The following is a 20,745-nucleotide window of genomic DNA, read 5'->3' on the forward strand; positions in this document are numbered from 1 at the left end:
CTTATCGGTTTCCGATCCCTGCGCTTACAGCACCACGTTGACCAGGCGGCCGGGCACGACCACGATCTTCTTCGGCGCCTTGCCCTCGGCAAACTTGGCTACGGTCTCGCTGGCGGCGGCCGCGGCCTCGATGGCGGCGCGGTCGGCGTCAGCCGGCACGGTCACGCTGCCGCGCACCTTGCCGTTGATCTGCAGCACCAGTTCGATCTCGCTGCGCACCAGCGCGCCTTCATCCACCTGCGGCCACGGGGCGTCGAGCAGGTCGCCGGCGGCGGCGGCGTAGCCCAGCGCTTCCCACAGGCCGTGCGTGATGTGCGGCACCACCGGGTACAGCACGCGCAGCAGGATGCCGAAGCACTCGCGGCGCGCGGCCGGCGAGGCATTCTTGGCGCCTTCGAGCGCGTTCAGCATCTTCATCGTGGCGGACACCACGGTGTTGTACTGGATGCGCTGGTAATCGTAGTTGGCCTGCTTGAGCACGCCATGGATCTCGCGGCGCAGGTCCGCATCATCCGCGGTCGGCGCGGCACCGGCGCCATCGCGCACGGCGGCGGCGTTGGCATAGCCATAGTTCCACACGCGGCGCAGGAAGCGCGAGGCACCCTCCACGCCCGAGCCGCTCCACTCGAGCTGCTGCTCCGGCGGCGCGGCGAACATCACGAACAGGCGCGCGGTATCGGCGCCGTACTGGTCGATCAGCGCCTGCGGATCGATGCCGTTGTTCTTGGACTTCGACATCTTCTCGACACCGCCAATCACCACCGGCTGGCCGTCGGCGATCAGCGTGGCGCCCACCGGACGGCCGCGCTCGTCGGTCCGCAGGTCGACCTCGGCCGGGTTGTACCAGTGCTTCTTGCCCGAGGCGTCCTCGCGGTAGTAGGTCTCGTTGAGCACCATGCCCTGCGTGAGCAGGTTGGTGAACGGCTCGTCGAACTTGACCAGGCCCAGGTCGCGCATGACCTTGGTCCAGAAGCGCGCGTACAGCAGGTGCAGGATCGCGTGCTCGATGCCGCCGATATACTGGTCCATCGGCATCCAGTAGTCGTTGCGGGCATCGACCATGCTGGTCGCGTCCGGGCACGTATAGCGCATGTAGTACCAGCACGAATCGATGAACGTATCCATCGTGTCGGTCTCGCGCCGCGCCGGCTTGCCGCAGGACGGGCAGGTGCACTGCAGGAAGCGCGGGTCCTTGTTCAGCGGATTGCCGGTGCCGTCCGGCACCAGGTCCTCGGGCAGCACCACCGGCAGGTCCTGCTCGGGCACGGGCACCACGCCGCAGCTGTCACAGTGGATCAGCGGGATCGGCGTGCCCCAGTAGCGCTGGCGCGAAATGCCCCAGTCGCGCAGGCGCCAGGTCACCTTCTTCTCGCCCAGGCCCATCGCGCCGAGGTCGGCGGCAATCGCCCCGACCGCGGCCTGGTAGCCGAGGCCGTTGTACTTGCCGCTCTCGACGCAGACGCCGTTTTCCTTGTCGCCGTACCACTCCTGCCAGGCTTCGGTCGAATACGGCTGGCCCTTGACGTCGATGACCTGCCTGATCGGCAGATGGTACTTGTTGGCGAAGGCGAAATCGCGCTCGTCGTGCGCGGGCACGCCCATGACGGCGCCGTCGCCGTAGCTCATCAGCACGTAGTTGCCGACCCACACGTCGACCTGCTCGCCGGTCAGCGGATGCGTGACCTGCAGGCCGGTCGGCATCCCCTTCTTCTCCATGGTCGCCATGTCGGCTTCCATGACCGAACCGTGCTTGCATTCGTCGATGAAGGCAGCCAGTACGGGATTGTTCGCGGCGGCATGCGTGGCCAGCGGGTGTTCGGCGGCCACGGCGCAGAAGGTCACGCCCATGATCGTGTCGGCGCGCGTGGTGAACACGTACAGCTTGCCGTCCTGGATCAACTTGCCGTCATCGCCCTGGATGTCATGCTTGAACGCAAAGCGCACGCCCACGCTCTTGCCGATCCAGTTCTGCTGCATGATCTTGACGCGCTCGGGCCAGCCGAGGTTGTCCAGGTCGCCCAGCAACTCCTCTGCGTAGTCGGTGATACGCAGGTAGTACATCGGGATCTCGCGCTTCTCGACGATGGCGCCCGAGCGCCAGCCGCGGCCGTCGATGACCTGCTCGTTGGCCAGCACGGTCTGGTCGACCGGGTCCCAGTTGACGGTGCCGGTCTTGCGGTAGGCGATGCCCTTCTCGAGCATCTTCAGGAACAGCCACTGGTTCCAGCGGTAGTAGTCCGGGCTGCAGGTGGCGACTTCGCGCGACCAGTCGATCGCCAGGCCCATCGACTCCATCTGCTTCTTCATGTAAGCGATGTTGTCGTAGGTCCAGGCGGCCGGCGCCACGCCGTTGTTGAGCGCCGCATTTTCCGCCGGCATGCCGAAGGCGTCCCAGCCCATCGGCATCAGCACGTTGTTGCCGTTCATGCGCAGGTAGCGCGCCATCACGTCGTTGATGGTGTAGTTGCGCACGTGTCCCATGTGCAGCTTGCCCGACGGATACGGCAGCATCGAGCAGGCGTAGAACTTGGGCTTCTCCTTGCCGTCGGGGCCGGTGGCATGCTCAGGCACGCGGTAGGCGTCGATCGCCTGCCAGTGCTGCTGGGCGGCTTGTTCAACGGCGGAAGGAAGATATTTGTCTTGCATGGTCGGGGACAACGTTCAGGACAACGGTCTGCGCGGCGTCTGGCATGCCCGCATCCGGGGGACAGGAAGGCAGACGGCGGGCGCCCGCTTGAGCGGCGCCCGCCAGTCGTGCAATGCGAAAGAAGGTGATTATAACCGTGCGGCAGCGCCATCACGGCCACGGCTGCCAGGCCCGGCCTTACTTCAGGCCGAGCACGTCCTGCATGTCGAACAGGCCGTTCGGCTTGTCGGCCAGGAAGCGGGCCGCGCGCACCGCACCATCGGCGTATGACTGGCGGCTCGACGACTTGTGGCTGATCTCGATGCGCTCGCCGATGCCGGCGAACATCACGGTGTGGTCGCCGACGATGTCCCCGCCGCGCACGGTGGCAAAACCGATGGAATCCGGATCGCGCTCGCCGGTGTGGCCTTCGCGGGCAAAGACTCCGCAGGTCTTCAGGTCGCGGCCCAGTGCCTTGGCCACCACCTCACCCATGGCCAGCGCCGTGCCCGACGGAGCATCGACCTTGAAGCGGTGATGGGCTTCGATGATCTCGATGTCGTAGCCGGTGGAAAGGAGCTTTGCCGCCACTTCGAGCAGCTTGAAGGTGGCATTGACGCCCACGCTCATATTGGCGGCGAAGACGATGCCGACGGACTTGGCGGCTTCGGCCAGCGCGGCCTTGCCGGCATCATCGAAGCCGGTCGTGCCGATCACCATCTTCACGCCCAGGCGCCTGGCAGCGGCCAGGTGGGCCAGCGTGCCCTCGGGGCGGGTGAAGTCGATCAGGCAGTCGGCTCCGGCCAGGCCGGCATCCAGGTCGTCCGTAATCGCCACGCCGGTCTGGCGGCCCAGCAGCAGGCCGGCGTCCTGGCCCAGCGCGGGCGAGCCGGGCACGTCGAGCGCGCCCGACAGCGAGACCCCTTCGGTGGCAAGAACGTGTTCGATCAGCATGCGGCCCATGCGGCCGGATGCGCCAGCAATGGCGATGTTCATGGTGTTTTACCTGGCGATATCGGAAAACGGCCGGTCGCAAAGCGCCGGCCGGAAGTCTGGATGCGGGCGGCCTGGCCGCTGCGGCGTGCTTCAGTTCGACTGCGTAGCGGCTTCCTGTTTGGCGGCTTCCTGTTGCGTGCCGGCCGCCGGCGTCGCCGTCGTGGCCGCCGGCGCTGCGCCTTGCTGCTCAACGGGTGCCGCAGGGGCCTCTTGCGGTGTGGCGGGTGCCGCCGTTGGCGCGGGCGCCGCGGCCTGGGCGCCAGAACTGCCGCCGATACCGGGCCTCTGGTCCTTCAGCGCCTTCTTCATGCCGTCAATTTCGGCAATCAGCTCGTATTCGGACGGCAGCTCGTCACCGCCAAACTTCACCAGCTTGTCGCCATCGAAGTAGACAGTGAAGCGGCGCTGCTGCACGACCGGGGTATTACCCCGGCGGAAGGAGAAGACGTAATCCCAGCGATCGCTATGGAAGACGTCGGTCAGCAGCGGCGTGCCCAGCAGGAATTTGACCTGGTCGCGGGTCATGCCCTCGTGCAGTTGCGAAGCCGCCTCACGCGAGACGAAGTTGCCCTGCACGATATTGATCCGGTACGGCGTGATGACGTTGGCGACCTTGCGCGAGGTGGAGTCGTAGGTCGAGCAGGCGCCGGCCAGCAGCGCGACGGCCAGCAGAGAAAACACCAGCGTCGGGCGCATGGCAGACGAACGGGATGAACGCATTTATCTCGCTTCCAGAGGGAAAGGAAAGTGCCGACAGGGGCATTTCCGCCGTGCGGCGGCTGCCTGGTCTGCCACGGCATCCGGCGGGCTGAAGCCGCCTTGGCTGGCCTTGGCACCGGGCGACTTTTGTCGCCAAAACCCTTATGATTCAACTATCCAGACATTGTACTCTAGGGAGTCACGCCCATGCCGAGTCCGGCAGACCTCAAGAATATCGGCCTGAAGGCGACCGTCCCCCGGCTGAAGATCCTTGAGATTTTTCAGACCAGTGAGCAGCGCCACCTGAGCGCTGAAGACGTCTACCGAATCCTGCTCAATGAGCATATGGATATCGGTCTGGCGACCGTTTACCGCGTGCTGACGCAGTTCGAGCAAGCTGGCCTGCTTTCGCGCAACAACTTCGAGTCCGGCAAGGCCATCTTCGAACTCAACGAAGGCAAGCACCACGACCACCTGGTGTGTCTCGATTGCGGCCGCGTGGAAGAGTTCTTCGACGGCGAGATCGAGCAACGCCAGCAAAGCATTGCGCGCGAGCGCGGCTTTGCACTGCAGGAACATGCATTGTCGCTGTATGGCAATTGCACCAAGACCGACTGTCCCCACAGACCAAAACGATAAGCCGGCCGCCGCCTGCGCGCGGCGGGACGCAAGCAAGAAAAAACCGGCGCCGAGGCGCCGGTTTTTCATGGATCCGCGTGCGGCCTCCGGTCAGGGCGCCTCGACGTCCTGCTCGGCCACCATGCGCAGCGGCCTGGCCGCGGGCACGCCGACGAATTCACCGACCACCTGGCGGAACAGGCCACGCGCCCATACCAGCATCGGGTGCGTGTTGCGGCTGCGGTGCCAGAACATATTCAGGCCTACCGTGGTGTTCAGTTCAGCTGGCAGCGGGAACGCCCTGAGGCCGTAGGTTTCGCAGGCCATGTCCTTGGTCAGGGCATTGACCGTGAAGATCATGTCGGTCTGCGCCGCGAGTTCGGCCTGCGCGCGCCACGAATGTACGGTCAGCGTGGCATTGCGCTTCAGTCCGCGCTGCTGCAGCGCGTAGTCCAGCGGAATCAGCGAGGGCGCCGGCCGGCCCGCGCTGCCCGAGTGCGCCATGAAGATGTGGCCGCAGTCGAGATACTGCTCCAGCGTGCACTGGCCCTTCAGCAAGGGATGGTTCTTGCGCGCGCACACCCACAGGCTCAGCGACGTGACCATTTCCTCGACGATTTCCGGGTGCCGCGTCGGGAACGGCGAAAACGCCAGGTCAAGCTCGTTGGCGCGCATCGAGGCCACGTCGCTTTCCCAGGAATGGGATTCGACCAGCTTGATATGCAGCTCGGGCGCGAGCTGCTTGATGCGCAGCACGAAGCGGTTGAACACCGTGTCGCCGAGTTCGGCGGCAAAGCCAATGCTCAGCGTGCCGGTCGCGATGGCCGGATCGAAATTGTCGGCATCGCCTTCATTGATCGACGACCACAGGTCCAGCATGTCGCGGATCTTGGGGCCCAGTTCAAGCGCGCGCGGCGTGGGCGTAAGCCCGTGCGGCACGCGGATAAAGAGCGGATCGTCGAAGATCTCGCGCAGCCGGCCCAGCGAATGCGACACGGCCGGGGCCGTCATGTGCATTTTCTCCGCGACATAGGTCGCGTTCCGCTTGCTCAGCAGTTCGGTGAAAATCACAAGAAGCTTGGTGTCCACGTTCACCATGATCAGGCCCTGTTCCGATTTATTCTCATTAACGATGGCCCCGCGACTTGCACTGGCTGCACATCAGATATCAACGGCTCGTTATCAGTGTAAGTGGAAAAAACGGCAGCGGAAAGCAGATTCGGCATTTCGCTCCCCGCAATGGTCAGCCTTTTCCCATCAATATGAGGAAATTCCTCACCTTTTCCGTGAAATTCCGGCGCTTGCCACAGGCCGGCAAACGCATCGCGGGCGGCGTATAGTCGGGATTCCCGATCTCGATCATGCGCCTATGTCGCCACACATTCATGCCGTTGACCTTGCAAAGGCGTACCGGCTGTTGAACCACGGCCCCACCGTGCTGGTCAGCGCCGCCGCCGGTGGGCACCGCAACATCATGGCCGCCGCATGGGCCATGCCGCTGGATTTCTCCCCGCCCAAGGTCGCGGTGGTGCTGGACAAGAGCACCTGGACGCGACGGCTGCTGGAACAGAGCGGCGAATTCGTACTGCAGGTGCCGACGGTGAGCCAGGTCGACCTGACGGAAGCGCTCGGCTCCAGTTCCGGACAAACACTCGCCGAACAGCAAGGCACGGACAAGTTCGAGGCGTTCGGCCTGGAAACCTTCGCGGGCACCGCCATCGGCGCCCCGCTGCTGGCCGGCTGCGCGGCCTGGCTGGAATGCCGGCTGCTGCCCGAGCCACCAATCCAGCAAACCTACGACCTGTTCCTCGGCGAAGTGGTCGCGGCGCACGCCGATGCACGCGTGTTCAGCAACGGAAGGTGGCATTTCGAGGGACATGACGCGCTGCGCACCATCCACCATGTGGCGGGCGGCCATTTCCTGGTCGACGGTGCCGCCGTGGACGCGCGGCCACTGGCGGCACGGCGCGCCGACTGACGCAAAAAGAAAAACGCGCCCGAAGGCGCGTTTTTCACGACAGGCGAACCCGATTTACTTGGCCACCACTCGGGCCATTTCCAGAACCTTGTTCGAGTAGCCCCACTCGTTGTCGTACCAGCTCACGACCTTGATGAAGGTGCCGTCCAGCGCGATGCCGGCTTCGGCGTCGAAGATCGAGGTGCGTGCATCGCCGCGGAAGTCCGTGGCAACGACCTTGTCTTCGGTGTAGCCCAGCACGCCCTTCAGCGCGCCCTGGCTCTGGGCCTTCATCTCGGCGCAGATTTCGTCGTAGCTCGCCGACTTTTCCAGTTCGACGGTCAGGTCGACCACGGACACGTCCGAGGTCGGCACGCGGAACGACATGCCGGTCAGCTTCTTGTTCAGCTGCGGGATCACCACGCCAACGGCCTTGGCGGCGCCGGTCGACGACGGGATGATGTTTTCCAGGATGCCGCGGCCGCCGCGCCAGTCCTTGTTGGACGGGCCGTCAACGGTCTTCTGCGTGGCGGTGGCAGCGTGAACGGTGGTCATCAGGCCGCGCTTGATGCCCCACTTGTCGTTCAGCACCTTGGCCACCGGGGCCAGGCAGTTCGTGGTGCAGCTGGCGTTCGAGATGATCGCTTCGCCCTTGTACGTGTCGTGGTTCACGCCGTACACGAACATCGGGGTGTCGTCCTTGGACGGGGCCGACATGATCACCTTCTTGGCGCCTGCGTCGAGGTGCTTCTGTGCGCCTTCCTTGGTCAGGAAGATGCCGGTCGACTCGACCACCACGTCGGCACCGACTTCGCCCCACTTCAGCTCGGACGGGTCCTTGACGGCGGTCAGGCGGATCTTCTTGCCGTTGACGACCAGCGTGTTGCCGTCAACCGACACTTCACCGTCGAAACGGCCGTGCACCGAGTCGTACTTCAGCATGTACGCAAGGTAGTCGGGCTCGAGCAGGTCGTTGATGGCAACGACTTCGAGGTCCTTGAAGTTGGCGACGGCGGCGCGGAACACCATGCGCCCGATGCGGCCGAAGCCGTTGATGCCGATCTTGATGGTCATGTTTATCTCCTGAGATGCCTGATGCTAGAAAACTGGGGCGTCGGGTTGTCCGCCGGAAATTTATTGCAGCGCGTCCTTGACGGTCCGGACCACGTTGTCGACGGTGAAGCTGAAGTGCTTGAACAGCACGCCCGCCGGAGCCGATTCGCCGAAGGTGTCGATGCCCACAACAGCCTGGACCTGGTATTTCCACCAGAAATCCGTCACACCGGCTTCCACGGCCACGCGCGGCACGCCCGCGGGCAGCACGCTGGCCTTGTAGGCGGCTTCCTGCTTGTCGAACACGCTCGTCGACGGGACCGACACCACGCGCACGTGCACGCCTTCGGCGGCCAGCTGGACGGCGGCGCCGACAGCCAGGCCGACTTCGGAGCCGGTCGCCAGGATCGCGGCGTCAGGACGTCCGGTCTTCGGGTTGGTACCGTCGCGCAGCACATAGCCGCCACGCGCGATATTGGCGCGGGTAGCGTCGTCGCGCTGCTGGAACGGCAGGTTCTGGCGGCTGAAGATCAGGCAGCTCGGGCCGTTCTCGCGGCGCACGGCCTGGGCCCAGGCCACCGCGGTTTCGGTGGTGTCGGCGGTACGCCAGACGTCCATGTTCGGGATCAGGCGCAGGCTGGCGACGTGCTCGATCGACTGGTGCGTCGGGCCGTCCTCGCCCAGGCCGATGGAATCGTGCGTGAACACGAACAGCGAGCGGATCTTCATCAGCGCCGCCATGCGCAGCGCATTGCGGCTGTAGTCCGAGAACGTCAGGAACGTTGCGCCGTAGGGGATGTAGCCACCATGCAGCGCGATGCCGTTCATGATGGCGCTCATGCCGAACTCGCGCACGCCATAGTTGATGTGGTTGCCCCAGGCATCGACGCGCACCGGCTGGCTGCCCGACCAGTTGGTCAGGTTCGAGCCGGTCAGGTCGGCCGAGCCGCCGAGGAACTCGGGCAGCACCGGGCCGAAGGCCTCGATGGTGTTCTGGCTGGCCTTGCGGGTGGCGATGGTCTCGGCCTTTTCCTCGCACTTGGCGATGAAGGCGTCGACAGCAGCGTCGAAGGAGCCCGGCAGCTCGCCGCGCATGCGGCGCTGGAATTCACCGGCTTCGTACGGATGGCGATCGGCGTAGCCTTCGAACAGCGCGTTCCAGGCCTTTTCCAGGGCCAAGCCGTTGGCCTTGGCGTCCCAGGCCGAGTAGACCTCGGCCGGCACTTCGAACGGGGCATGGGCCCAGCCCAGCGCCTCGCGCGTGGCCAGCACTTCGGCGCCGCCCAGCGGCGCGCCGTGCACATCGTGGCCGCCTTCCTTGTTCGGCGCACCCTTGCCGATCTTGGTGCGGCAGCAGATCAGGGTCGGCTTGTCGCTGGCCTTGGCGCGCGCGATGGCGAGGTCGACGGCGGTCACATCATGGCCGTCGATGCCGCGGATCACGTTCCAGCCATAGGCTTCGAAGCGCTTCGGCGTATCGTCGTTGAACCAGTGCACCACGTCGCCGTCGATCGAGATGCCGTTGTCGTCCCACATCGCAATGAGCTTATTAAGCTTCAGCGTGCCGGCCAGCGAGCAGGCCTCGTGGCTGATGCCTTCCATCAGGCAGCCATCGCCGAGGAACACATAGGTGTGGTGGTTGACGATGTCGAAGCCCGGACGGTTGAACTCCTCGCCCAGCAGGCGTTCGGCCAGCGCCATGCCGACTGCGTTGGTGATGCCCTGGCCCAGCGGGCCGGTGGTGGTTTCCACGCCGGGGGTAATGCCGTACTCGGGGTGGCCCGCGGTCTTGCTGTGGAGCTGGCGGAAGTTCTTCAGCTCTTCGATCGGCAGGTCATAGCCGCTCAGGTGCAGCAGCGCGTAGATCAGCATCGAGCCGTGGCCGTTGGACAGCACGAAGCGGTCGCGGTCGGCCCAGTGCGGGTTGGCCGGGTTGTGCTTCAGGTGCCGGCCCCACAGTGCCACTGCGATATCGGCCATGCCCATCGGCGCACCCGGGTGGCCGGAATTGGCCTGCTGGACGGCGTCCATGGCAAGCACGCGAATGGCGTCGGCCATCAGCTTGGCGGGCTGGGAAGCGAAAGGACTTGTGGCGGGATGAGCGAGGGCGGACATGCGGGCGTAATGGCGCTGGGCCTGGCGGCAGGAAAACCGGAATTTTAGCAGATACCGGGGGCAAAACCGGTCGTGGCGGCGCGGGCGGACAGGACGGGCGCGGGGCGGTAATCGCACAAGCCCGGAAGCGCCCGCATATTGCCGTTGCCGCACTTTCCATGCCGGGTGGCGCACTTCGACAGCGTCGTGCTGCACGCGTAAGATGCACACTCGCACCGCGTTCCTTTCGGCAGCGCGAGGTTTCCCCCACAGGAGACGATCATGACGAGACCGGCCAATACCCCGAGGCTCACCCCTTACCTGACCGTCAGCAACGCACGCGCCGCCCTGGACTTCTACCGGAATGCCTTCGGCTTCGCGGCTGGCAACGTGGTCGACGAAAACGGCGTGCCGACCCACGTCGAGATGCACTACCAGGGCGAACTCATCGTGATGTTCGCGCCCGAGGGCGCCTGGGGCAGCACGGCACGCACTCCGCGCTCGCTCGGCGTGGAGTGCCCGCAGACCTTCTACGTCTATTGCGACGATGTCGACGCCATGCACGCGCAAGCCGTGGCAGCCGGCGCCGTCAGCCTGATGGAGCCCGCCGACCAGTTCTGGGGCGACCGCTACTGCATGGTGGAAGACCAGGACGGCTACCGCTGGGGCTTCGGCAAGCCCGTGGCCGCCAACCAGGAAGGCAAGGCAAGCTGATGCCACCACGTTTCTTTGTCGGCAGCGCCGAGGCCGCGCTTGCCGCCGGTACCGATTTCGCACTGCCCGAAGCCGTGGTCCGCCACGTGCAGGTGCTGCGCCTGGCGGCCGGCGATGCCATCACCCTCTTCGACGGGCGTGGCGGCAGCCATGCCGCCACACTGACCGAACTGGGCAAGCGCCATGCGCTCGCGAGCGTGGGCGCCCACGACACGACTGAAACCGAGCCGCCGTTCCGGGTCAGGCTGGCGCAAGGGCTGGCCGGCGGCGACAAGATGGACTGGCTGATCGAGAAAGCCGTCGAGCTCGGCGTCGCGGCGATCCAGCCGTTGCAGGCCGCCCGCTCGGTCGTGCGGCTGAACGGCGAGCGCGCGCAGAAGCGGCAAGCGCACTGGCAGGCCCTGGTCGAAGCCGCCTGCGAGCAATGCGGACGCAATCGCTTGCCGGCGGTCGCGCCGGTAGCTAACTTGGATACGTGGCTGCGTGCGTCGGGCGCAGGCGCGCGGCTGCTGGTGTCGCCGCGCGCGGTTCAATCGCTGCCCGCCTACGCCGTGGCAAACCGGGAAACGTTGCTGGCCACCGGTGTCACGCTGTTGATCGGACCGGAAGGTGGCTTGGCGCCGGAAGAGGAAGAGGCGGCGTTGCAAGCCGGCTTCACCGCAGTGTCACTCGGCCCGCGCATCCTGCGGACCGAAACCGCCGGGCTGGCTTGCCTGGCAACCCTGAACGCCTTGCTCGGCGGATTCTGATGGCGGTGCACGCCATCGTTCATGAAAAGGAGTAGACCATGGGATTACTCGATAGCGTGCTGGGCGGAGTGCTCGGGCAACTCGGCGGGGCACGCCAGGGCGAGGGCGAAGGCGAAAGCGCCGGTGGTCTCAACCCGAAGCTGATGATGGCGCTCGGGCTGCTGGCCATGATGGCGATGCGCCACAAGGGCGAAGCGACGGAAGGCGGCGCGCAGCCGGGCCACGATGACGGGCTTGGCGGGCTGGGCAGCCTGGGCGGCTTGCTGGGCGGACTGGCCGGCGGGGCTGGCGGCGGCACCAGCGGCGGCCTGGATCTGGGTTCGCTGCTCGGCGGCCTGCTTGGCGGCCAGGGCGGCGCCCCCGCAAACAGCCAGGCGCTTGGTGCCGCAAGCGGCGGCATCGGTGCGTTGCGCGATGTACTCGCGCACGCTGGCCTGGGTGAACAGGTCGATTCGTGGATCGGCTCGGGCAGCAATCAGCCGGTGACGCCGTCAGCCCTGAGCAATGCGCTCGGCGACACAGGCGCCCTCGCCTCGCTGGCCAACTCCACGGGCATGTCGCAGGACGACGTTGCGGCACAGTTGAGCGAAGGCCTGCCCGAACTGATCGACCGCCTGACGCCGCACGGGCACTTGCCGTCGCAATCCTGAACGGATCGCGGTCGGGTCCGTACTAAAGCCAAAGCCCGCGATCGTCACCGATGATCGCGGGCTTTGTTTTCTTCACGGCCGGAGCACTTAGCCCCGGGGCAGCGAACAGCGATCAGGCGAACGAATAGAACACGCGGAACTGGACCTTGCGTTCGCCCCAGAACTCGGCCGCGTCGCGGAATACGTCCAGCAGAACCTCGCGCCCTTCCTTGTCGAACTTCTGCGCGATCGGCAGGCCTTCCAGCACGATCACGAAGCCCGGTTGCTGGCCGGCCTTGTGGATCATGTCGGTCAGGCAATCCGCCAGCGCGTCGAAGTTCTTGCCGAAATGCTTGGGGAACGTGAACGAAGTCGCGATCGTTTCCAGGATCTCCGCCTTGCTCGCGCAATGGGCGCAGTTCGCATACAGGAAATGCTGGCCAAGCTCGGCGGCGGCCTGGGCAAGCTCAGGCACGCGGAACGCGCGGATCGACTGGACGATGTTCGGGCGCACCGACTTGAACAGGTTCATGGCTCCCTCGGCCCCGTCGGCCCAGCTCGCAATGGCCGGCACGGCGACCGGAGCGGCGGGCGGAAGTTTGTGCGTGAGCTCTTGGCGCGGCATCATCAGCACGTTGTCGTAAAGGTTCTGGGCCTGATGCTGTGCCCGCTGCCAGCCATCTCCGGCGCCGCGCTCCTCGCGGGCGGCAAGGGCGTCGCCCAATCCGAAAATGTCAGTCATCATTTGGTTATCCGTTTGAAGCTGTTGTAATGGTCTTCTGTGTAGTAGCAGTCGTTCGCCGCGCGCTGGTCGCCGCCGCAAACGATTCGCTTTGCTCCCCGGTTCCGGCTGCTTTGGCTTTTGACCGTATATTCACGGTAATAGCCGCGTTGTTGTTGAGGGAGGATACGTTCGTAATTGCCGAACCGCGAACCGTCCTTCTCATAGGGATACGGGCCACCGGCTTCGATGCGCTCCAGCGTCTGCCGTGCTTCATTGGGCAATTGCTGCACGGCAATGGTTCCCGGCAGTCCCTCGGCCTGCTGCCTTGCCAGTGACGGCTGGATGAGTGCCAGCGCCAGGACTATGCCCGACAGGGCTCGCGCCAGTACGCGCGGACCGCGCAAGGGTTGCGCTTGCCGCTGCTGAATCAGGGGAATCTGGGAACCCACGTTGGTCTGTCTTGGTTGAACCGGAAATCGAGCCTGCCGCCTGCTGGGTAGACAAGTTGTCCGGGCCACCCTGGCCGGCTTGCAAGCCGCCGACCTCACCGGAGCGCCCGTGGCGAGCGCCTGCATCAAAGGCGTAAGGGTACGCGCATGCAGGCAATTAATCAATCCCGGGCCACGGCCAGCGCAAAATCCCCCATTGTTTCAATATGTTAATGGGATGTGTGCGCATACTAACAGGCCATTTCCAGGCACAAAAAAAGCCGGGCAAGCCCGGCTTTTTCGCCACACTGAGGCGCAGCCTGCTTAACGCTTGGCTGCAGCATCCACCACGACCAGCGAGGTCATGTTGACAATGCGGCGCACCGTCGCCGACGGCGTCAGGATGTGCACCGGCGCCTTCACGCCGAGCAGGATCGGCCCGATGGCGACGTTGTTGCCCGCCGCAACCTTCAGCAGGTTGTACGAGATATTGGCCGCGTCGATATTCGGGCAGACCAGCAGATTGGCTTCGCCCTTGAGCGAGCCGTCCGGCACGAGGCTGTCGCGCAGCTTCTCATCGAGCGCGCTGTCGCCGTGCATCTCGCCGTCGATTTCGAGTTCCGGGGCGCGTTCGCGCAGGATGGCGAGCGTATCGCGCATCTTGCGCGCCGAAGGCGCATCGGACGAGCCGAAATTCGAGTGCGACAGCAGCGCCACCTTGGGTTCGATACCAAAGCGCTTGAGCTCTTCGGCGGCCATCAGCGTGATCTCGGCCAGTTCGTCGGCGGTCGGGTCGACGTTCACGTGCGTATCCACCAGGAAGATCTGGCGACCCGGCAGCACGAGGCCGTTCATGGCCGCGTAGACCTTGTTGGTGCCGCCGAGCACCTGATCGATGTAGCGCAAGTGCGCCGCAGTGTTGCTGACGGTGCCGCAGATCATGCCGTCGGCTTCGCCCTTCTTGACCAGCATCGAGCCGATCAGCGTGGTGCGGCGACGCAGTTCGAGCTTGGCGTACTGCGGGGTGACGCCTTCGCGCGCCATGGTCCGATAGTAGGTATCGGAGTAGTCGCGGAAGCGGTCGTCGTGCTCGGGGTTGACCACGGTGAAGTCCACCCCCGGGCGCAGGCGCAGGCCGAAGCGCTCGATGCGGTGCTGCAGCACCGCCGGGCGGCCGATCAGGATCGGGTTGGCCAGCTTTTCATCGACGATCACCTGCACGGCGCGCAGCACGCGCTCTTCCTCGCCCTCGGCGAAGACGATGCGCTTCTTCGCCATCTCGACCTTGCGGGCGGCGGCGTAGATCGGCTTCATCAGCGTGCCCGAGTGATACACGAACTGCTGCAGCTGCAGGCGGTAGGCGTCCATGTCCTCGATCGGACGCGAGGCCACGCCGGACTTCATGGCGGCTTCCGCCACGGCCGGGGCCACCCACACGATCAGGCGCGGGTCGAAAGGCTTCGGGATCAGGTAATCCGGGCCGAACGAGAGATCCTGGATGCCGTAGGCCGAGGCCACGATATCGCTCTGTTCCTGGCGCGCCAGCTCGGCAATCGCATTGGCGGCGGCGATTTCCATCTCGCGCGTGATGGTGGTCGCGCCGCAGTCCAGCGCACCGCGGAAGATGAACGGGAAGCACAGGACGTTGTTGACCTGGTTCGGGTAGTCGGTACGGCCGGTGGCCATGATGGCGTCCGGACGGACTTCCTTGACCAGTTCAGGCGCGATTTCCGGGTTCGGGTTCGCCAGGGCCAGCACCAGGGGCTTGTCGGCCATGCGCTGAACCATGTCCTGCTTGAGCACGCCGGCGGCGGACAGGCCAAGGAAGATGTCGGCGCCATCGATCACCTCGCCAAGCTTGCGCTTGTCGGTCTTCTGGCAGAAGCGGGCCTTTTCCGGGTCCATCAGCTCGGTACGGCCTTCATAGACCACGCCGGCCAGGTCGGTCACCCAGATATTCTCGATGGGCAGGCCCAGGTCCACCAGCAGGTCCAGGCAGGCCAGAGCCGCCGCACCGGCGCCCGAAGCCACCAGCTTGACCTTCTTGATGTCCTTGCCAACGACCGTCAGGCCGTTGATGACGGCGGCGGCGACCACGATGGCGGTGCCGTGCTGGTCATCATGGAAAACCGGGATCTTCATCTTCTCGCGCAGCTTGCGCTCGACGTAGAAGCACTCCGGTGCCTTGATGTCTTCCAGGTTGATGCCGCCGAAGGTCGGTTCCAGCGCAGCAATGATCTGCACCAGCTTTTCTGGGTCCTTTTCGTCGACTTCGATGTCGAAGACGTCGATACCGGCAAACTTCTTGAACAGCCCGGCCTTGCCTTCCATGACCGGCTTGGAAGCCGCGGCGCCAATATCGCCAAGGCCCAGCACGGCGGTGCCGTTGGTGATCACGGCCACCAGGTTGCCGCGCGCGGTGTAGCGGAACGAATTGGCCGGGTCGGCGACGATCTCCTCGCACGCGGCCGCCACGCCCGGCGAATAGGCCAGGGCCAGGTCGCGCTGGTTGGACAGCGGCTTGGTCGGCGTGACGGAGATCTTCCCGGGGGTCGGAAACTCGTGGTATTCGAGCGCCGCTTTGCGCAGCGCCTCACGCTGCTGTTGTTTCAGATCGTCTTGGGACGGGGACTGCTGAGGGCTGGTCATCGGCGCATTTTCCAATCGGTGGAGCCGTCATTGACGTGGCTTCGGATAATGGCGGACCGGCTCCACGTGCCCGCCCATCTCTTCCTCCGGACCCGGCATTTTACATTGTGAAATATTATTTCACAATAAGCGTTTTGCGGGGACCGGCATTGTGTTTCGGTACAATATGCCCCAAGCCGCAGGCCTTGAACAGCAAGCAACAGTCAATGCTGCCGCCCGCTGCGGTATCTTGCCGAGCCTCTGGCATGGCAGCATAGTCGTCCCGATCCGCCTTTTTTGCGCCGGCGCCGCCCTGCCCGCTTAGTCCCATGTCAACGATCCGCCGCGCGCAACTCTCCGAGTTCGACCTGATTCGCCGCTTCTTTACCCGGCCGGTGCGCAAGGCCGTGCTCGGCGTGGGCGACGACTGCGCGCTGATCGACCCACGGCCCGGCCATCACCTCGCCATCAGCACCGACATGCTGGTCAGCGGCCGGCATTTCTTTGCCGATGTCCCGCCCCGCGCGCTCGGCCACAAGGCGCTGGCGGTCAACCTGTCCGACCTGGCGGCCATGGGCGCCGAGCCGCGCGCGTTCACGCTGGCGCTGGCACTGCCCGAGGCCGATCCCGCCTGGCTGGAAGAACTGGCCGCCGGCATGCTGGCACTGGCCGACGCCCACGGCTGCGAACTGATCGGCGGCGACACCACGCGCGGGCCGCTCACGCTCAGTCTGACCGTATTCGGCGATGTACCGCCGCGCGCCGCGTTGCGACGCGACGCCGCACGTCCGGGCGACGATATCTGGGTGTCGGGCACGCTCGGCGACGCCCGCCTGGCCCTTGGCGACTGCCGCGGGGAATGGCTGCTGCCCGAACCCGAATTCAGCCGCGTGCGCCCGCGCATGGAAACGCCGTCCCCGCGCATCGCGCTGGGCCTCGCCCTGCGTGGCGTGGCGCATGCCGCACTGGATATCTCCGATGGCCTGATCGGCGACCTCGGCCACATCCTGGCGCGTTCGCAAGTGGGCGCGCTGCTCGATGTCGATGCGCTGCCGCGCTCCGAAGTGCTGGCCAGCCAGCCCGACGCCCTGCAGCGCGAATGCGTGCTGGCCGGCGGCGACGACTACGAACTCTGCTTCACCGCGCCCATCGGCCACCGCGAGGCCATCGCCGCGATCGCGGATCGCCTGGAACTGCCACTGACCCGGGTCGGCGCGATCACGCCCGAGCCGGGACTGCGACTGGTCGACGGCCATGGCAGCCCGGTGACCTATGCCGGCGCCAGCTTCGACCACTTCGCCTCGCCCTGACAGCCGGCACGCGCGCGTGTCATGATGCCGGCACAGGCTGCGCCGGCATGCCCGGGAGGGAACCCGGGAAACTGGCACGCAAGGCGCCGCAGACATAAAACATAAGCACACGAGCCACACTCTGATGTCGACCTCACCTCCCGCGGCCGCGCCGCGCGACCCCGCCATAACCCTCGAAGCCGGGCAAACCGTCAAGGTCACCCGGCCCACGGCCCGCTTCATGCTGGCGCACCCGGCGCACCTGATCGCCCTCGGCTTCGGCTCCGGCCTGTCGCCGGTCAGCCCCGGTACCGTGGGCACGCTCTACGGGTGGCTGTCCTTTGTCGTCCTCTCGCTGTGGATCGAGCCGACCACCTGGCTGTGGATCATCGGCGCCGGCTTCCTGATCGGGCTGTGGGCCTGCGCGCGCACGGCGCGCGACATGGGTGTGCACGACCATGGCAGCATGGTCTGGGACGAGATCATCGCGTTCTGGCTGGTGCTGACGTTCGTCACGCCGACGGGCCTCTGGGGCCAGTTCGCCGCCTTCCTGTGGTTCCGGCTGTTCGATATCGCCAAGCCGGCGCCCATCGCCTATTACGACCGCACGCTCAAGGGCCCGGGGCTGCGCGGCGCGTTCGGCGTGATGTTCGACGACATCTTCGCGGCGTTCTACACCCTTCTGGTGTTTGCGCTGTGGCGGTCGTTCTGACGTCTTCGCCCCGCCCGCACCATCGTTTGTCCGCCAAGTCCACCCAATCGCCAGGCAACTTTTACCCATGTCCATCAGCCGCTTGCTTGACCAGCTGGCCATCCAGGCCGGCGTAGCCCTCGCCGAAAAATCGCTGATGCTGGCCACGGCCGAATCCTGCACCGGCGGGCTGGTGGCCGCGGCCATCACCGACGTCTCCGGCTCGTCCGGATGGTTCGAGCGCGGCTTTGTCACCTATTCGAACGAGGCCAAAAGCACGATGATCGGCGTGCCCGCCAAGCTGATCCGCGACCACGGCGCCGTCAGCGAAGAAGTGGCACGCGCGATGGCCGATGGCGCGCTGCTCAACAGCCGCGCGCAAGTGTCGCTGTCGATCACGGGCGTGGCGGGGCCCACTGGCGGCACCCCCGACAAGCCGGTCGGCATGGTCTGTTTCGGCTGGAGCAACCGCATTACCACGCGCACCGATACCCAGCGCTTCAAGGGCGACCGCGCCCAGATCCGCCGCCAGGCGGCGGAGCACGCCATGCGCGGGCTGCTCGAACTGGTGCGCAACGAGGCCTGAATGGTGCGCAACGAACCCTGAAACGACGAAGGCCGCGCCCGGTAAGGCGCGGCCTTTCAGTTGTCGTGACGCTTGCCGCCTGTGCGCCGCGGTTCAGCCGTGGCGATAGCGGTTGATGACATCCCGCGTCTGCAACGCCACATTGCGCGCCGCGGTCGCGAAGTCCTTCTCGCGGCTGGCATAGAGGATGGCGCGCGACGAGTTGATCATCATGCCGGTGCCGTCCGCCGTGCGGCCAGCCTTGACGGTGGCCTCGATATCGCCGCCCTGAGCGCCGATGCCCGGGATCAGCAACGGCATATCGCCGACGATCTGGCGCACGCGCGCGATCTCGTTCGGGAAGGTGGCGCCGACCACCAGGCCCATCTGGCCCGTGGTGTTCCAGCGCTCCCTGGCCGCCTCGGCCACCAGCTGGTAAAGCGGCTTGCCATCCACTTGCAGGAACTGCACGTCCGATCCGCCCGGGTTGGACGTCCGGCACAGCACGATCACGCCGCGGTCCGGATAGGCCAGGTACGGCTGCATCGAATCGAAGCCCATATAGGGGCTGACGGTCACCGCATCGGCCCTGTAGCGCTCGAATGCTTCGCTGGCGTAGTGCTCGGCGGTGGAGCCGATGTCGCCGCGCTTGGCATCCAGGATCACCGGGATACCCGGGTGGGCGTCATGGATATAGTGGATCAGCTGCTCGAGCTGGTCTTCGGCACGCTGCGAATGGAAGTAGGCGATCTGCGGCTTGAATGCGCAGACCAGGTCGGCGGTGGCGTCGACGATCTCGCGGCAGAAGGAAAAGATCGCGCCGCCCGCCCCGGTCAGGGATAGCGGCAGCTTCTGCGGATCCGGATCGAGTCCGACGCAGAGGAGGGAATCGTTGCGCTGCCAGGCGGCAGACAGCTGCTCGATGAAGGTCATGGGCTACTCGATATCCTGTTTGCTCCGGCGTCGCCTGCGCGTGGCGGGCGACCCGGTCGCTGCGGGCTGGGGCGCTGGGACGATTAGGCCCCTCCTGTATCGCAGCATATGTCGTTTCCGGCAATTTTACCCGCTGCATGCTATCGTTTTGCGCTCAAAGTCAAAACAAAGAGCGGCGTGACACGCTGCCGCCATCGTTGCCATGTCTCTCGATCGCCGCGGCCTCATCCTGCTGGTCATCCTGACCATCGCCTGGGGCGTCAACTGGCCCATCATGAAAATCGGCGTGGCGCATTTCCCCGCCATGGGCTTCCGGTTGCTCTGCATGGCCGGCGGCGTGGTGGCGCTGGGCCTGGCGCTGCGCGTACGCGGCGAATCCCTGCGCGTGCCGCGCGCGCAATGGGCCACCATCGTCAAGCTGGCCATCCCGAACATGGTGCTCTGGCATCTGCTGGCGATCTGCGCGGTCAAGATGCTGTCGTCCGGGCGCGCCGCGATCCTCGGCTACACCATGCCGATCTGGGCCGTGGTGTGGGGCCTGGTGCTGTACCGCGACCGCATTGGCGCGTCGGCCTGGGTCGGTATCGGCTGCGCGCTGGCCGGCACCATCCTGCTGCTGTCGGGCGAGATCCGCGCGCTGACCGGCAGCCCGGCCGGGACGTTGCTGATGCTCGCGGCGGCGGCCGGTTGGGGCTTCGGCACGCAACTCATGAAGCGCACGCAGATCGACATCCCGATCGGCACGCTCACGTTCTGGATGCTGACCGTCACGCTGCCCTTCCTGGCCGCGGGCACGCTGCTGCTCGAGACCGGCTGGCGCATGCCCGACGCGGCCGAGTGGGGCGCCATCGCCTACAACGCCGTGGTGGTGTTCGCCTACTGCCACCTGGTCTGGTTCGCGCTCGCCCGCAACCTGCCGCCGGTGGTATCGAGCCTGTCGGTCATGTTCATTCCCGTGGTCGGCGTGTTTTCGGGCATGTGGATGCTCGGCGAGCAGCCGCACTGGCAGGACTACACGGCCATTGCGCTGATGTTCGCGGCGCTGTCGTCGGTGATGCTGGTGCCACTGTTGCGGCGACGCCTGCAGGCCGGCGCGGCGCGTGGAGATTTCACTTAACAAGCCCCCCTGCGTTGGGCTACACTCGCGGCCATCACAATCCCGGAGAAACTACGTGGGCAGTAGCATCGGGTGTTCGAGATGCCGCGGTAACGCAGCTTCGTCGGATGCCATGTCACTGCGGGCTGCGTAGACGAACCGCCGGAGCCGCCACGCGCTCCCGCCTCGTCGCATCGCCCGCAGAATCCATGCGGGCGAGTGTTTTTCCGTATCGCCGACGGCCGCCGAAGCGCGC

Annotated in this window: 19 protein-coding genes; 9 read left to right on the forward strand and 10 right to left on the reverse strand. The window is 65.8% G+C overall.

The genetic code is table 11. The annotated features are described in order from the left end of the window. Positions 1–24 precede the first annotated feature (24 nt). The 3 genes from leuS to KHO22_RS03720 all read right to left on the reverse strand — a co-directional run bounded on the left by leuS (position 25) and on the right by KHO22_RS03720 (position 4,342). Positions 25–2,646, reverse strand: coding sequence for a leucine--tRNA ligase (leuS, locus tag KHO22_RS03710; protein WP_211945749.1), 2,622 nt, complete (start codon positions 2,644–2,646; stop codon positions 25–27). Between the two features lie 178 nt (positions 2,647–2,824). Continuing rightward, positions 2,825–3,622, reverse strand: coding sequence for a 4-hydroxy-tetrahydrodipicolinate reductase (gene dapB, locus KHO22_RS03715; RefSeq protein WP_211945750.1), 798 nt, complete (start codon positions 3,620–3,622; stop codon positions 2,825–2,827). Positions 3,623–3,712: 90 nt separating this feature from the next. Next, positions 3,713–4,342, reverse strand: coding sequence for an outer membrane protein assembly factor BamE (locus tag KHO22_RS03720; RefSeq protein WP_211945751.1), 630 nt, complete (start codon positions 4,340–4,342; stop codon positions 3,713–3,715). Between the two features lie 186 nt (positions 4,343–4,528). Here KHO22_RS03720 and fur point away from each other — a divergent pair, with 186 nt between their 5' ends. After that, a complete protein-coding gene (gene fur, locus KHO22_RS03725; protein ID WP_211945752.1) occupies positions 4,529–4,960 on the forward strand; it encodes a ferric iron uptake transcriptional regulator in 432 nt (143 codons plus the stop codon). 90 nt (positions 4,961–5,050) lie between these two features. On the opposite strand, the gene KHO22_RS03730 is transcribed toward fur, so the two are convergent. Continuing rightward, positions 5,051–6,037, reverse strand: coding sequence for a LysR family transcriptional regulator (locus KHO22_RS03730; protein ID WP_211945753.1), 987 nt, complete (start codon positions 6,035–6,037; stop codon positions 5,051–5,053). Positions 6,038–6,308: 271 nt separating this feature from the next. Here KHO22_RS03730 and KHO22_RS03735 point away from each other — a divergent pair, with 271 nt between their 5' ends. After that, on the forward strand, positions 6,309–6,917 hold the full coding sequence (locus KHO22_RS03735; protein WP_211945894.1) for a flavin reductase family protein: 609 nt from the start codon (positions 6,309–6,311) through the stop codon (positions 6,915–6,917). 54 nt (positions 6,918–6,971) lie between these two features. On the opposite strand, the gene gap is transcribed toward KHO22_RS03735, so the two are convergent. Next, a complete protein-coding gene (gene gap, locus KHO22_RS03740; RefSeq protein WP_211945754.1) occupies positions 6,972–7,970 on the reverse strand; it encodes a type I glyceraldehyde-3-phosphate dehydrogenase in 999 nt (332 codons plus the stop codon). Between the two features lie 60 nt (positions 7,971–8,030). Continuing rightward, entirely contained in the window at positions 8,031–10,064 is a 2,034-nt protein-coding gene (gene tkt, locus KHO22_RS03745) for a transketolase (RefSeq protein WP_211945755.1), read from the reverse strand. A gap of 261 nt (positions 10,065–10,325) precedes the next feature. On the opposite strand from tkt, the gene KHO22_RS03750 reads away from it, so the two are divergent. The 3 genes from KHO22_RS03750 to KHO22_RS03760 are packed head-to-tail and all read left to right on the forward strand — an operon-like array spanning position 10,326 to position 12,156. Then, positions 10,326–10,757 carry a VOC family protein gene (locus KHO22_RS03750; RefSeq protein ID WP_211945756.1) on the forward strand — a complete coding sequence of 144 codons (432 nt, stop codon included), beginning with the start codon at positions 10,326–10,328 and terminating at the stop codon, positions 10,755–10,757. Further along, the gene (locus KHO22_RS03755; RefSeq protein ID WP_211945757.1) at positions 10,757–11,506 is read left to right on the forward strand and encodes a 16S rRNA (uracil(1498)-N(3))-methyltransferase; all 750 of its coding nucleotides are present in this window, start codon (positions 10,757–10,759) and stop codon (positions 11,504–11,506) included. The genes KHO22_RS03750 and KHO22_RS03755 overlap by 1 nt, the downstream gene beginning before the upstream one ends. 38 nt (positions 11,507–11,544) lie before the next feature. Further along, positions 11,545–12,156, forward strand: coding sequence for a YidB family protein (locus tag KHO22_RS03760; RefSeq protein WP_211945758.1), 612 nt, complete (start codon positions 11,545–11,547; stop codon positions 12,154–12,156). 112 nt (positions 12,157–12,268) lie between these two features. On the opposite strand, the gene KHO22_RS03765 is transcribed toward KHO22_RS03760, so the two are convergent. The 3 genes from KHO22_RS03765 to KHO22_RS03775 all read right to left on the reverse strand — a co-directional run bounded on the left by KHO22_RS03765 (position 12,269) and on the right by KHO22_RS03775 (position 15,936). Then, entirely contained in the window at positions 12,269–12,880 is a 612-nt protein-coding gene (locus KHO22_RS03765) for a barstar family protein (protein ID WP_211945759.1), read from the reverse strand. Continuing rightward, a complete protein-coding gene (locus KHO22_RS03770; protein ID WP_420839574.1) occupies positions 12,877–13,263 on the reverse strand; it encodes a guanyl-specific ribonuclease in 387 nt (128 codons plus the stop codon). Before KHO22_RS03770 ends, KHO22_RS03765 begins: the two co-directional genes overlap by 4 nt. Positions 13,264–13,611: 348 nt before the next feature. Further along, a complete protein-coding gene (locus tag KHO22_RS03775; protein ID WP_211945760.1) occupies positions 13,612–15,936 on the reverse strand; it encodes an NADP-dependent malic enzyme in 2,325 nt (774 codons plus the stop codon). A gap of 308 nt (positions 15,937–16,244) precedes the next feature. On the opposite strand from KHO22_RS03775, the gene thiL reads away from it, so the two are divergent. From thiL to KHO22_RS03790, 3 genes are all read left to right on the forward strand, one after another. Next, complete coding sequence (thiL, locus tag KHO22_RS03780) at positions 16,245–17,225, forward strand: thiamine-phosphate kinase (protein WP_211945761.1); 981 nt, start codon at positions 16,245–16,247, stop codon at positions 17,223–17,225. Positions 17,226–17,349: 124 nt separating this feature from the next. Next, positions 17,350–17,916 (forward strand): phosphatidylglycerophosphatase A family protein, encoded by a 567-nt coding sequence (locus tag KHO22_RS03785; RefSeq protein ID WP_211945762.1) that lies wholly within the window; start codon positions 17,350–17,352, stop codon positions 17,914–17,916. Positions 17,917–17,983: 67 nt separating this feature from the next. Next, a complete protein-coding gene (locus tag KHO22_RS03790) occupies positions 17,984–18,481 on the forward strand; it encodes a CinA family protein (protein WP_211945763.1) in 498 nt (165 codons plus the stop codon). Between the two features lie 93 nt (positions 18,482–18,574). On the opposite strand, the gene pyrF is transcribed toward KHO22_RS03790, so the two are convergent. Then, positions 18,575–19,393, reverse strand: coding sequence for an orotidine-5'-phosphate decarboxylase (gene pyrF, locus KHO22_RS03795; protein ID WP_211945764.1), 819 nt, complete (start codon positions 19,391–19,393; stop codon positions 18,575–18,577). Positions 19,394–19,595: 202 nt separating this feature from the next. Between pyrF and KHO22_RS03800 the strand changes: the two genes are divergently transcribed. Further along, a complete protein-coding gene (locus tag KHO22_RS03800; protein ID WP_211945765.1) occupies positions 19,596–20,510 on the forward strand; it encodes a DMT family transporter in 915 nt (304 codons plus the stop codon). Positions 20,511–20,745: the final 235 nt, after the last annotated feature.

The organism is Cupriavidus yeoncheonensis, assembly GCF_905397275.1.
Lineage (GTDB): Bacteria > Pseudomonadota > Gammaproteobacteria > Burkholderiales > Burkholderiaceae > Cupriavidus > Cupriavidus yeoncheonensis.